9 protein-coding genes are annotated in these 14451 nt (G+C 32.1%); 8 read left to right on the forward strand and 1 reads right to left on the reverse strand.

The window, feature by feature from the left end; all coding sequences use genetic code 11:
• Positions 1 to 214: 214 nt before the first annotated feature.
• Complete coding sequence (locus FEM21_RS14700) at positions 215 to 742, reverse strand: endonuclease III domain-containing protein (RefSeq protein ID WP_236353674.1); 528 nt, start codon at positions 740 to 742, stop codon at positions 215 to 217.
• Positions 743 to 1134: 392 nt separating this feature from the next.
• Here FEM21_RS14700 and FEM21_RS14705 point away from each other — a divergent pair, with 392 nt between their 5' ends.
• From FEM21_RS14705 to lon, 8 genes are all read left to right on the forward strand, one after another.
• The gene (locus FEM21_RS14705) at positions 1135 to 2556 is read left to right on the forward strand and encodes a glycogen synthase (RefSeq protein WP_035662000.1); all 1422 of its coding nucleotides are present in this window, start codon (positions 1135 to 1137) and stop codon (positions 2554 to 2556) included.
• Entirely contained in the window at positions 2553 to 3833 is a 1281-nt protein-coding gene (locus tag FEM21_RS14710) for a glucose-1-phosphate adenylyltransferase (RefSeq protein WP_035662002.1), read from the forward strand. Before FEM21_RS14705 ends, FEM21_RS14710 begins: the two co-directional genes overlap by 4 nt.
• A 58-nt stretch (positions 3834 to 3891) precedes the next feature.
• Positions 3892 to 5796 carry a 1,4-alpha-glucan branching protein GlgB gene (glgB, locus tag FEM21_RS14715; RefSeq protein ID WP_035662004.1) on the forward strand — a complete coding sequence of 635 codons (1905 nt, stop codon included), beginning with the start codon at positions 3892 to 3894 and terminating at the stop codon, positions 5794 to 5796.
• Positions 5797 to 6002: 206 nt separating this feature from the next.
• Entirely contained in the window at positions 6003 to 8399 is a 2397-nt protein-coding gene (locus tag FEM21_RS14720) for a glycoside hydrolase family 31 protein (RefSeq protein ID WP_035662006.1), read from the forward strand.
• A gap of 90 nt (positions 8400 to 8489) precedes the next feature.
• Positions 8490 to 9308 (forward strand): M48 family metallopeptidase, encoded by an 819-nt coding sequence (locus tag FEM21_RS14725; RefSeq protein ID WP_035662008.1) that lies wholly within the window; start codon positions 8490 to 8492, stop codon positions 9306 to 9308.
• 132 nt (positions 9309 to 9440) lie between these two features.
• Positions 9441 to 10754 (forward strand): MFS transporter, encoded by a 1314-nt coding sequence (locus tag FEM21_RS14730; RefSeq protein ID WP_035662011.1) that lies wholly within the window; start codon positions 9441 to 9443, stop codon positions 10752 to 10754.
• A gap of 53 nt (positions 10755 to 10807) precedes the next feature.
• Entirely contained in the window at positions 10808 to 11680 is an 873-nt protein-coding gene (locus tag FEM21_RS14735) for a DUF6252 family protein (RefSeq protein ID WP_035662014.1), read from the forward strand.
• Positions 11681 to 11901: 221 nt separating this feature from the next.
• The gene (gene lon / locus FEM21_RS14740; protein ID WP_035662018.1) at positions 11902 to 14352 is read left to right on the forward strand and encodes an endopeptidase La; all 2451 of its coding nucleotides are present in this window, start codon (positions 11902 to 11904) and stop codon (positions 14350 to 14352) included.
• Positions 14353 to 14451: the final 99 nt, after the last annotated feature.

A 14451-nucleotide genomic window follows, 5' to 3' on the forward strand; every position in this document is an offset into this window, starting at 1 on the left:
CGCCTTTCTTTTGAAAACCCCTATCTCAACGAGATAGGGGTTTTTGTTTTATATATGTTTTTGATAATTTTAAAATGACTTTACAGAAAATTAAAATTTTTTAAAGCGGATTTAGATAGTAATTGCAACAAGAATTTATTGGGCATATTGTACATTTTGGTACAGGTTGGCAAATTTCTCTACCTAAAAAAGAAATTGCTAGGCCAATTTCACTTCAAATTTCTTTTGGTAAAACAAGCATCATTTCTTTTTCTATTTTTATTCCGTCTTTTGTGGAAGTTGTGATTCCTATTCTGGAAGCAACTCTAATTACATGTAAATCAGCCATTATTCCTTCAGGGGAAACATTTGCTTCTCTCATTATCACATTAGCTGATTTACGTCCAATTCCATTTATATTGGTTAATCCTTTCATTGTTAAAGGAATATTTTCTTCTTTTTTAATGATTTTGGCAATATTTAAAATCCATTCTGCTTTCTTTTCATAAAATTTGACAGCAGTGATATAAGGAATTATATTACTTATTGTTGCTTTTGACAAGCTTTCGAAATTTGGATAAGTATTAAAAAGTGGAATTGTAATTTTATTAATGTTTTCATCTGAATCCTGGGCAGATAAAACTACCATGATTACAAGTTGATATAAGTTTTGGTATTTTAAAGGGTGTTCTTTCTGTTTGTATTTTTCTAATATTGGAGTTAATTTTTGTCTCCAATCGATGTCATTGCTAAATAAATCCATTATCAAATTTAAATAATTAATTTCAGAATTAGTTTTTCTATTGCTTATTGTTATTAAAATATTATTTTTAAGAATGATGCTTCTTTTTTAGAATAATAATTCTATAATTTTATACAGTAAAGTTTGATGAAATATTGATTTAGAGTAAGATTTTTATTAAATTATTAATTTTTACAACTAGCTTGTTACTGATTGTTTTGAAAGGTTTGGATTATAAAAAAACTTTGATTTTATGCTTAATATTTTTTTAGTTTTACTCCAATTGTTTCTATTTTTCACTATATTTAGAAAAAAGTTAATTATTATTTTACTATCAAAATAACTATTGTGTTTGTCAATTAGAATCTATTCTAACTTTAATTTTTAACCCAAAATAATCTTAAAATAAGTAGATGGAAATATTTCATATCAGTGCAGAGTGTTATCCTGTAGCTAAAGTAGGTGGTTTAGCTGATGTTGTAGGTGCTTTACCTAAATACCAAAGTAATTGGGGAAATCAGGTAAGGGTTGTAATGCCTTATTATGAAACTAAATTTAGAAGTGAAAATAATTTTGAATGCGTTCATTGGGGAACAGTTAAATTAGGAAATTTTAATTTTCCTTTTAGTGTTCTTAAGGAGACAACTGATAAATTAGGTTTTGAATTATATCTAATCGAAATTCCCGAACTTTTTGACAGGAAAGATGTATATGGATATGAAGACGATATTGAGCGTTTTATGTCTTTTCAAATTGCCACTTTAGATTGGATTATTGGTAGAGCAACTATGCCAGATGTTATTAATTGTCACGATCATCATACGGGATTAATTCCATTTATGATGCAGCATTGTCATAGATATCATAAATTACTCAATGTACCATCAATGATTACGATTCATAATGGTTTGTATCAGGGACAATTTGGTTTTGACAGATTACATTATTTTCCTGATTTTGATTTGACTCATGTAAAATTACTGGAATGGGATCATCAAATTAATTCATTGGCAGTGGGAGTAAAATGTGCTTCGGAGGTTACTACAGTTTCACCTAGTTATTTGGATGAAATAAATTATTTTGCCAATGGTTTAGAATCATTGTTTAATATGGTTCGTTATAAATCCAAAGGAATACTGAACGGTATTGATGCACAGGTTTGGGATCCCGAAAAAGATAAAATGCTGGAGAAGAATTATTCGATTCAAAATTTTGAAAAAGGAAAACAACAAAATAAAGAGACACTTTGTACTCTTTTTAATCTTGATCCAACGAAACCATTATTTAGTTTTATAGGTAGATTATTTGATGAAAAAGGAGGAGATTTACTGCCTCAGGCTTCGGCATTGGCATTATCAGAAAATTTTAAAGAAATTAATATTTTAATACTAGGTTCAGGAAATACTCATATAGAAAATCAGCTGAATAGTTTATTAGCTGATTATAAGGGTAATTACAATACTTTTATTGGTTACAATGAAGAATTAGCACATTTAATTTATGCTGGAGCCGATTTTTTATTAATGCCATCAAGAGTTGAACCTTGCGGATTAAATCAAATGTACGCACTGCGATATGGGACAATACCTATTGTAAGGAGAACAGGAGGATTGAGAGATACTGTAATTGATTTTGGAGACGATGGAAATGGAATTTGCCATGACCAATCTTCAGTAGGAGATGTTTGTTATTCAATTCAAAGGGCAGTGGGTTTGTACAATGATAAAGAAGCGCTAAACAAAATTAGAAAAAAAGGAATGAATACAGATCATTCCTGGGAAAAAGCCAGTCAGGAATATATAGAAATGTACAACTTAATACTTAACAAAATATGAAGGCAAAAAGAAAAAACGTTATTGCCATTATCTTAGGAGGTGGGCAAGGATCCAGATTATATCCATTGACGGAAACCAGGTCTAAGCCAGCGGTACCAGTAGGAGGGAAATATAGACTTGTTGATATTCCTATTTCAAATTGTATGAATTCAGATATTTACAGAATGTTTGTATTAACACAATTTAATTCGGCTTCACTTAACGCACACATTAAGAATACTTATGTTTTTAGTGCTTTTAGCCAGGCTTTTGTAGATATTTTAGCTGCTGAACAAACTCCGGATAATCCAACCTGGTTTCAGGGAACTGCCGATGCTGTAAGACAATGTATGCCTCATTTTTTAAATCATAATTTTGATTACGCCTTAATTTTATCTGGTGACCAATTATATCAAATGGATTTTAATGATATGATTGAAGAGCATATTAAAAAAGAAGCCGATATTACCATTGCTACTTTGCCTGTAAATGCTAAAGATGCACCTGAATTTGGAATCTTAAAAACAAATAGTGATAGTTGTATTGAATCTTTTATTGAAAAACCAGCAAAAGAATTATTACCTGATTGGGAATCAAATGTGAGTGATCAAATGAAAGCCGAAGGTAAAAATTATCTGGCTTCAATGGGTATTTACATTTTCAATAAAAAGCTGTTGGTCGATTTAATGGCTAATCCTGATACAAAAGATTTTGGAAAAGAAATTATTCCGGATGCTGTAGGTAATAAAAAAATTCTAAGTTATCAATATGAAGGTTACTGGACAGATATTGGAAATATTGATTCTTTCTTCGAAGCTAATATTGGATTGACAGAAGATGTGCCTGAATTTAATTTGTTTGATAATGATAACAAAATTCACACAAGACCTCGTATGTTGCCGCCATCTAAGTTTCAAAATACGATTATAGACAAATCATTAATTTCTGAAGGATGTATTTTAAATGCAAAAGAAATTAAACGTTCAGTAATTGGTGTTCGTTCAAGAATTGGTAAGGATACCATTGTTCATAATACGTATGTAATGGGTAATGATTTTTACCAAAGTATCGAAGATATGGAGGAAGATTTGAAAGATGAGAAAATATTAATTGGTATTGGCGAAGGCTGTTATATAAATAATGCTTTGGTGGATAAAAATTGCCGAATAGGTAATAATGTCCAAATTAATGGAGGTTCTCATTTAGAAAATGCAACAACTAATTTGTATGCAGTTAAAGATGGAATTGTGGTAATAAAGAAAGGAGTGACTTTGCCTGATAATTTCAAAATTGGTTAGTGATTCACTTTTTTAATATTTATATTCTATTTTCCAAAATTATACCTAATAAAATACTATGAGTAAAGTTATTTCGCATTCCCTTTTTACTGATTTTGATATTAACTTATTCAAAGCTGGCAAACATTTTAGGTTGTATGAAAAGTTAGGAGCACATTTAATGGAATTAAATGGTGTTCAGGGCGTTTATTTTGCAGTTTGGGCTCCTACGGCTCATTCTGTGTCTGTTGTAGGTGATTTTAATTTCTGGACAGAAGGAGAGCATGAACTTTTTGTGCGTTGGGATTCTTCGGGTATTTGGGAAGGTTTTATTCCTAATATTCAAAAAGGAGCTACTTATAAATATAAAATTCTTTCTAATAATGGAGGTTTAGTAACTGAAAAAGCAGATCCGTTTGCTTTTTATTGCGAAAAACCACCGCATACTGCTTCAGTTGTTTGGGATCTTACTCATAAATGGGATGATTCTAAATGGATGAAAACCAGAAAAGAACATAATGCTTTAGATAAACCTTATTCGGTATACGAAGTACATTTGGGGTCGTGGAAACGTGGCGAAGATAATCGGTTTTTGAGCTATTTAGAATTAGCTGAAGATTTGGTTAGTTATGTAAAAGAAATGGGATTTACTCACGTAGAGTTTATGCCGGTAATGGAATATCCTTATGATCCTTCCTGGGGTTACCAGTTAGTAGGTTATTTTGCGCCAACCTCTCGTTTTGGAAATCCACAGGATTTTATGGTTCTGGTTGATAAATTGCATCAGGCAGGAATAGGAGTTATTCTGGATTGGGTTCCTTCTCATTTTCCGGATGATGCGCATGGATTAGGCTTTTTTGATGGTTCTAATTTATACGAACATCCTGATCGCCGAAAAGGCTATCATCCTGACTGGAAAAGTTTAGTATTTAATTACGGAAGAAACGAAGTGCGTTCTTTTTTAATAAGTAATGCTTTATTTTGGTTGCAACATTATCATATTGATGGATTACGAGTTGACGCTGTTGCATCGATGCTTTATTTAGATTATTCCAGAAATGATGGCGAATGGGAAGCTAATATTTTTGGAGGAAATGAAAATCTGGATACTATTAGTTTTTTAAAGGAATTCAATGAAGTAGTTTATTCTAATTACGAAGGTGTACAGACAATTGCTGAAGAAAGCACCTCTTTTCCAATGGTTTCCAGACCTACATCGGTTGGTGGACTTGGTTTTGGGATGAAATGGATGATGGGATGGATGCACGATACTTTAAAATATTTTCAAAAAGAAACGGTGTATAGAAAGTACCATCAAAATGATTTGACTTTTTCAATGACGTATGCTTTTACCGAAAATTTTATGCTGCCATTGTCTCATGACGAAGTGGTGTATGGTAAAAAGTCCATTGCCGATAGAATGCCTGGTGATGAATGGCAGAAGTTTGCCAATTTGCGTTTGCTTTACGGTTATATGTTTACGCATCCGGGAGGAAATTTACTTTTTATGGGAGGTGAATTTGGTCAAATGGCTGAATGGAATTTTCAGCAAAGTCTAGATTGGCATTTACTGCAATATCCTGTTCACAATGGCGTGAAAGAGTTGATTAAAGATTTGAATAAATTGTATAAATCAGAACCTTCTTTGTACGAAAAGCAGTTTAGTCATGAAGGTTTTGAGTGGATTGATTATTCAGATCATCAAAATGCGGTGCTTTCTTTTATTCGAAAAGGTAATGATCCAAAAGATGATTTGATTATAGTATGCAATTTTACTCAAATCGTCCGTAAGAATTACAGAATTGGAGTTTCTAAAAAAGGAAAATTAAAAGAAATTTTTAATAGTGATTTAGAAAAGTACCATGGAAGTAATGTGTTAAATACGAATACTATAAAAATTGAATCTTCACCTTATGGCGGAAGAGATTATTCGGTAGAATTAGTGTTGCCGCCTTTAAGTGTGACTGTTTTTAAAATTTTGTAAAGCTTGTTTTTTTGATAAAATAAATTCAGGCTTATAAAATTTATTTTTTTTAACTAAGAAGTATTAATAACGTATTAATACTTCTTTTTTTTTGATAATTAGTCAACTATTACGTTTTCGTTAATTAAAAAACTATTGTTTATTTATAAAAAAGATTTTTTGTAAGTTTGAGAAAACCCACAAATACTAATTCTAAAAAAACTAGCATGATTACAAATACAGAATTAGAGTACAAAGGAAATTTGTACCCGTCAAAAATAGTTTCTTACACACATGATGTTGATTCGGTTTATTTTTACACTGATAATAGTGTAATTTTAAAACTGACTGTTTTAAGAGATAGTTTGATTCGTTTTCGATATACTACTAAAGGCTATTTTAGTAATGATTTCTCTTATGCTATTGATGAGAGCCATTCACATGGATACAATCACTTAAAAGTTACTGAAGAAGAAGATTATTATCAGGTTACAACAAATAAAGTCATTTGTAAAATTCAAAAAGCCGATTTAAGATCATTTATTTATGATTTAAAAGGCAATGTATTACTAGAAGATGAATTGGGTTTCCATTGGGAAGAGTGTTACGAGTTTGGAGGAAACATCGTAAAAATGAGTAAAACTTCCAGAGAAGGAGAATGTTTTTATGGTTTAGGTGACAAAGCAACTCAAATGAACCTAAAAGGAAAAAGAGTTGAGAACTTTGCTACCGATCAATATGCTTATCAAAAAGATCAGGATCCTTTGTACAAAGTAGTTCCTTTTTATATTGGCTTACACAATAAACAAGCGTACGGAATTTTCTTTGACAATACTTTCAGAACCTTTTTTGATTTTTGTCAGGAGAGAAGAAATGTTACCAGTTTTTGGTCTGATGGAGGAGAAATGAATTATTACTTTTTCTATGGTCCAAGTATGAACGACGTAGTAACATCGTATACTGATTTAACAGGAAAACCTGAATTACCACCATTATGGGCTTTGGGTTATCACCAATGTAAATGGAGTTATTATCCGGAAAGTAATGTAAAAGAAGTTGCGGCTAAATTTAGAGAACTACAAATTCCTTGTGATGCGATTTATTTAGATATCGATTACATGGAAGGATTTCGCTGTTTTACATGGAATAAAGAATATTTTCCAGATCCAAAGAGAATGGTTTCAGAGTTATCTGCAGATGGATTCAAAACCATTGTTATTATTGATCCGGGAATTAAAATTGACAAAGAATATTGGGTTTACAAAGAAGCTTTAGCCAATGATTATTTTTGCAAAAGAGCTGATGGTCCTTATATGAAAGGAAAAGTCTGGCCAGGAGAATGTAATTTCCCGGATTATACAAATCCCGAAGTAAGAGAATGGTGGGCTGGATTATTTAAAGAATTAATTTCAGATATTGGAGTAAAAGGAGTGTGGAATGATATGAACGAACCAGCCGTAATGGAAGTTCCTAATAAAACATTTCCTAATGATGTGCGTCATAATTACGATGGAAATCCTTGTAGTCATAGAAAAGCGCACAATATTTATGGAACCCAAATGGCAAGAGCGACCTATCATGGTGTAAAACGTTTTGCTTACCCAAAAAGACCTTTTATTATTACGCGTTCCGCTTATTCTGGTGCACAGCGTTATACTTCGTCATGGACGGGAGATAATGTGGCTACTTGGGAACACCTTTGGATAGCTAATATTCAGGTGCAAAGAATGTCAATTTCAGGAATGGGCTTTACAGGTTCTGATATTGGAGGATTTGCTGAGCAGCCTACAGGCGAATTGTATGCAAGATGGATTCAGCTTGGTGTTTTCCATCCGTTTTGTAGAACGCACTCTTCCGGAGATCATGGAAATCAGGAACCTTGGGCTTTTGATGAGGAAGTGATCGATATTACCCGAAAATTTGTCAATCTTCGTTACCAATTATTACCTTATTTATACACTATGTTCTGGCAATATATCGAAGAAGGTACGCCAATGTTGAAACCTTTAGTATATTTCGATCAGGAAGATATTCAAACGCATTATCGAAATGACGAATTCATTTTTGGAAACCAAATATTAGTTTGCCCTATTTTAGAGCCTAATGCTCTAGGTAGAAGAATGTATATTCCTCGTGGCGAATGGTACAATTACTGGACAAATTGTTTGGTAAAAGGAGGAAAAGAAATGTGGGTGGATACAAAATTTGACGAGATTCCGCTTTTTGTAAAGGCGGGCGCTATTATTCCTAAATACCCTGTACAACAATATGTGGGCGAATTAGAATTCGACGAATTGACGCTGGATGTATATTACAAAGAAGGAAAAGAAAAATCAGTAGTGTATGAAGATGCTCAGGATGGTTATGATTATAAAAAAGGAAGATTTAGTTTTGTGACTTTCCAAATGACCGGAAAAGAAAAAGAATTAAATATTCAGGTTCATAAAGAAGGAAAGTTTGATACTAATTATTCAAAATACAAAATTAATTTTATTGGATTACCTTTTGAAGTAAAAACCATTGAGATTGATAATGTGGAAATTACATTTGATGCCAATGAATTAAAAGAAAATCAATATTTAATTGTTCCTAAAGATTTTAACGTTCTGCATATTGTCGGATAAAAAAAATTAAGATATTGATACAATTGAAACTAATTTTGTAAAGTTAAAATTAATAATAATTGTATTTTTGTTTTGAAAAATTTAACAATTATGAAAAAGAATCTAATACTTATAGGAATTGCAAGTCTGGGTTTAGCGTATTCTTGCGCTACTAATCCATTAACAGGAAAAAGAACGTTGAACTTTGTTTCTAATAGTGAATTGTTTCCATCTTCGTTTCAACAATATGGAACTTTTTTAAAAGAAAATAAAGTGGTTTCAGGAACCGCCGATGCTAAAAAAGTAGAAACTGTTGGTATAAAAATCAAAGCTGCTGCTGAACGTTACTTGGCTTCTCTTGGTCAAACCGATTATTTGAATGGTTACCAATGGGAATACAAATTAATAGACAGTAAAGAAGTAAATGCCTGGTGTATGCCAGGAGGTAAAATTGTAGTTTACACCGGAATATTACCAATTACTAAAAACGATGCAGGTTTAGCTACTGTTATGGGACATGAGGTTTCGCATGCCTTGGCTAATCACGGAGCGCAACGTATGAGTGCTTCACAATTGCAAACTTTAGGAGCGGCAGGTGTTGCTGTTGCTACAGGAAATCAAAGTGCTGAAAAACAACAAATGTGGCAACAATATTACGGAATAGGTTCTCAGGTAGGAGTAATGCTTCCTTTTAGCAGAAGTCACGAAACGGAAGCTGATAAAATTGGTTTAGTATTAATGGCTATTGCAGGATATAATCCGGATGAAGCTATTAATTTTTGGACTCGAATGTCAGCTAATTCAGGAGGTCAGGCACCAGCTGAGTTTTTAAGTACGCACCCGTCTGACGCTACCAGAATTGCTAACTTGAAAGCAATGATTCCGGAAGCTAAAGCTACTGCAGCTAAATTTGGTGTAACATTCAAATAAAAAAATATAATCCTTTTTAAAGCCAATTCATCCGAATTGGCTTTTTTTATGTTCATTAATAAAATATTATTTTAATTGATTTGAGTTGTAACTGTTAAAAAAAACTATAAATTCGTCGTCAAATAAAAAGATATGAATTCATTACAAAAAGGAGATAAAAAATTATTAAATGCCTGGGCATTTTACGATTGGGCAAATTCAGTTTACACACTTACAATTGCATCTGCAGTTTTCCCTATTTTTTACGAAGCATTATTTTCTGAACGAGAGCATTATATAGATGTTTTTGGTTTTCATTTAAAAAATTCAGCATTAATAAGTTTTGTTACAGCAGCAGCTTTTTTAGTTGTTTCTTTTATTTCTCCTTTATTATCCGGAATTGCAGATTATGTGGGGAATAAAAAATCTTTCATGAAATTTTTCTGTTATGTAGGGGCTTTATCTTGTATGGGATTGTATTGGTTTGATTTGGAAAATATTTATGTTGGATTAGCATTTTATTTTCTAGGGCTTTTGGGATATTGGGGGAGTTTAGTTTTTTATAATTCCTATTTGCCAGACATTGCTTTTGAAGAACAACAGGATCAAATAAGTGCCAAAGGTTATTCTTTAGGATATATTGGAAGTGTGATTTTGTTGATTATCAATTTAGCCATGATCATGAAACCAAAACTTTTTGGAATTTCAGGAACTGATGGTGAGGCAGCTATGAAAGCCATGCGTTATTCGTTTATAATGGTAGGTGTTTGGTGGATTTTGTTTAGTCAATATACTTATTATTATTTACCAAAAGGAAGTAAAGATACCAGTGGTAAACTAACAAAATCAGTTGTTTTTAATGGTTTCAAGGAATTGAAAAAAGTTTGGGCAATGTTGAATGATAATATTCCTTTAAAAAGATATTTGAGTGGATTTTTTGTTTCGAGTATGGCAGTACAAACAGTGATGCTTGTAGCAACTTATTTTGGAGCACAGGAAATTCAATGGTCGTCAAAAGAAGAAAGTACAATTGGATTAATTATTTGTATTTTAATTATTCAATTGGTCGCTGTAATAGGTGCTATTTTAACGTCTAAATCTTCTTCAAAATTTGGAAATATTCCCACTTTAATTGGAATAAATATTATCTGGGCAATATTTTGTGCTTTGGCATTTTTCATAACATTACCAATACATTTTTATATAATGGCCACTATTGCTGGTTTTGTAATGGGAGGAATTCAGTCTTTATCCCGATCAACTTATTCGAAATTATTACCGGAAACTCAGGATACTGCATCTTTTTTTAGTTTTTATGATGTTGCTGAAAAAATAGGAATTGTAATTGGAATGTTGATTTATGGTGCTATTGACCAAATTACAGGAAGTCCAAGGTATGCTATTGTGTTTTTAGCTATCTTCTTTGTTATAGCAGTTTTTTTATTAAGAAAAGTACCTAGAAAGTAATAGAGAAATAAAATAATGAAGTATATTTGAAGGCAATCAAAATTTACTGATTTATGAGAAAATTAAAAACTGTTTCGCAATTAATATTGTTGTTTATAACGACATTAATAGCTTCATGTACTTATGAACCCGTTGATGGCACTGTTGAACCAGATCCTGGCATAGGGATTTTTCAGGCAGATTTTAATGGTGCTACATGGAAATCAAATAGAAACGAAGCTATAGTTTCGGGAAATTTTATCCAAATTGCAGCAAGTAATTCAAAAGGGGAGAACTTTGGAATTATGATTGATGGAAGTACAGTGGGGACTTATGCAGCCAATATTAATATAGTGTCTTTTTCGCCAGCAGGTACAGAATATGGTTATTGGGGGGTAAATGATGATAATCCAACAGAAGATACAGGTTCAGTAATTATTACAAGTATAAATACAACAACCAAAACAATATCAGGAACTTTTCAGTTTAAGGGATATTGGTCAGATTCAGATACTCCTATAGCTCCAATTCAGTTTACCAATGGTGTTTTTAAAGATATTCCGTATACTACACAAGAAGAATCTGCTGATGTTTTCACTGCAAAAGTTGGTGGAGTGAACTTTGTTCCTACTGATATTCAAGCAATGGTGGTTGCTGATTTTATTACTATTGGTTCTTTAGACGCTAATTTTAATAATTTGTCAATTGCTATAAAAAATACTTTAGGCGCAGGTACTTATGCTATTACAAATACTATGGCGACAAATGGAATAGCAGATGAAGTACAAGGGTATTATGAAGATATAAATGATGAATATAAAGCTGTTTCTGGAAACATTACCATTACTTCTAAAACAGCTGACAAAATCAAAGGAACATTTCAATTTACAACTAATGGGGCAACACCATTTGTAATAACAGAAGGTAAATTTGATGTAGAATATTAGTTTTAGTATAAAATTACTGTTAATTGCCCTCAAATAAGTAGTTTACTTTTTGAGGGCAATTAATTTTTTATCAGCTTTATGGCATAAAGATTGACTTATACTACTTGAATAATGTTGTTTGTTTTATTGTTGATTGATTTTCAATAATATAGAACACATAAATATTAACTTTGTTATTAAATACTTATTTAGTTTAATGACAAAAAGACTTAAATTACATTATGTCAAAACATAAAATACTTACTATTGACAATTTGTCACAACAAGAATTTGATTCAGAAGCAGAATTAATACCTTTATTAACGCCAGAAGATGAAGAAGAAATGATGAAAGAAGAATTACCTCAGTCGTTACCAATTCTTCCATTGCGTAATATGGTTTTGTTTCCTGGAGTTGTAATTCCTATTACTGCTGGCAGAGATAAATCGATAAAACTGATTGATGACGCTAATGCTGATGGAAAAATTATTGGAGTAGTTGCTCAGAAAAATGAAGATATTGAAGATCCGTCTAAGGATGATATTAATTCAATAGGTACTGTTGCTCGTATTTTGCGTGTGCTTAAAATGCCTGACGGAACTACAACTGTGATTTTGCAAGGAAAGAAGCGTTTCGAAATCGAATCAATCACTGCTGAAGAACCTTATATTTCTGCTTTAATCAAAGATTTTTCTGAAGACAGACCTGATAGTGATGATTCTGAATTTTTAGCTATTTTAGAGTCAGTAAAAGAATTAGCTATCCAGATTATCAAGGTAAGTCCAAATATTCCATCTGAAGCTACTTTTGCTATAAAAAACATTGAAAGTCAATCTTTCCTGATCAATTTTGTTACTTCTAACATGAATTTATCAGTTAAAGAAAAACAAGATTTGTTAGCTATCAATAGTTTAAAAGACAGGGCTTTAGAAACTTTAAAGTATATGAATATTGAGCTACAGAAACTGGAACTTAAAAATGATATTCAGTCTAAAGTACGTTTTGATTTAGATCAGCAACAAAGAGAGTATTTCCTGCACCAACAAATGAAAACCATTCAGGAAGAATTAGGTGGTTCAACTCAGGAAGAGGAAATGGACGAAATGCTAGTGAAGTCTAAAACCAAAAAATGGGATGAAAAAACGCAGACAATTTTTGAAAAAGAATTGATTAAAATGCGTCGTATGAATCCGCAGGCTCCTGATTTTGGCATTCAAAGAAATTACATGGAATTGCTTTTAGATTTGCCATGGAATGAATATTCGAAAGATAATTTCGATTTGAAAAATGCTCAAAAAATTCTTGACCGTGATCATTTTGGACTGGAAGAAGTAAAGAAAAGAATGATCGAGCATTTGGCTGTTTTAAAGCTAAGAAACGATATGAAATCACCGATTATTTGTCTAACAGGACCTCCGGGAGTGGGTAAAACCTCAATTGGACGTTCAGTTGCCGAAGCTTTAGGTCGTGAATATGTGCGTATTTCTTTAGGAGGATTGCGTGATGAAGCTGAAATTCGAGGACATAGAAAAACGTACATTGGTGCAATGCCAGGTAGAATTATTCAAAGTCTGAAAAAAGCAGGAACATCAAATCCGGTTTTTGTTTTAGACGAAATTGATAAATTGTCTAATAGTAATCATGGTGATCCGTCATCAGCATTATTAGAGGTTTTAGATCCGGAGCAAAACAGTGCTTTTTATGATAATTTTGTCGAATTAGGATATGATTTGTCTAAGGTAATGTTTATTGCAACTTCGAATAATATGGGAGCAATCCAACCAGCTTTGAGAGATCGTATGGAAATTATTAAAATGTCTGGTTATACTATCGAAGAAAAAGTAGAAATAGCTAAGCAGCATTTGTTTCCACGTCAATTAAAAGAGCATGGATTGACTTCTAAGGATTTGACTATTGGAAAAAAACAATTAGAAAAAATTGTAGAAGGATATACCCGTGAATCTGGGGTACGCGGACTCGAAGCTAAAATTGCTCAGGTAATTCGTAATGCAGCAAAATCAGTTGCTATGGAGGAAGAGTACAATAAAAAAGTGACTGATGAAGATATTTTAAAGGTACTTGGAGTTCCTAGATTAGAGCGTGATAAATACGAAAGTAATGATGTTGCTGGTGTAGTTACAGGTCTTGCCTGGACAAGCGTTGGTGGAGATATTTTGTTTATCGAATCACTGCTTTCTCCTGGTAAAGGAGGAATGAGTATTACCGGAAATTTAGGTACGGTAATGAAAGAATCGGCTACAATTGCTTTGGAATACATAAAAGCCAATGTGCAACAAATAGGTTTAACGACTGAGATATTGTCTAAATATAACGTTCACTTACACGTTCCTGAAGGTGCTACACCAAAAGATGGTCCAAGTGCCGGAATTGCAATGCTGACTTCATTAGTTTCATTGTTTACGCAAAAGAGAGTGAAGAAAAATATTGCGATGACTGGTGAAATTACACTTCGAGGCAAAGTATTGCCTGTAGGCGGAATTAAAGAAAAAATCCTGGCTGCAAAAAGAGCTAATATCAAAGAAATTATCTTATGTCACGAAAATAAAAGTGATGTAGACGAAATAAAACCAGAATATTTAACAGGTGTTACTTTTCATTATGTAAAAGAAATGAGTGAAGTATTAGCTATTGCAATTACGGACCAAAAAGTAAAAAACGCTAAGAAATTGTAAAAAAAATAGATTTCGATAAGTCTTTAAAATATAATTTACCGCAAATTCACGAATTATTTGAATGTATAATAATTTGCGAATTTGCGGTTTATTTTTTCT

It is taken from the genome of Flavobacterium seoulense (genome assembly GCF_000695795.1).
In the GTDB taxonomy this organism is placed as follows: Bacteria; Bacteroidota; Bacteroidia; order Flavobacteriales; family Flavobacteriaceae; genus Flavobacterium; species Flavobacterium seoulense.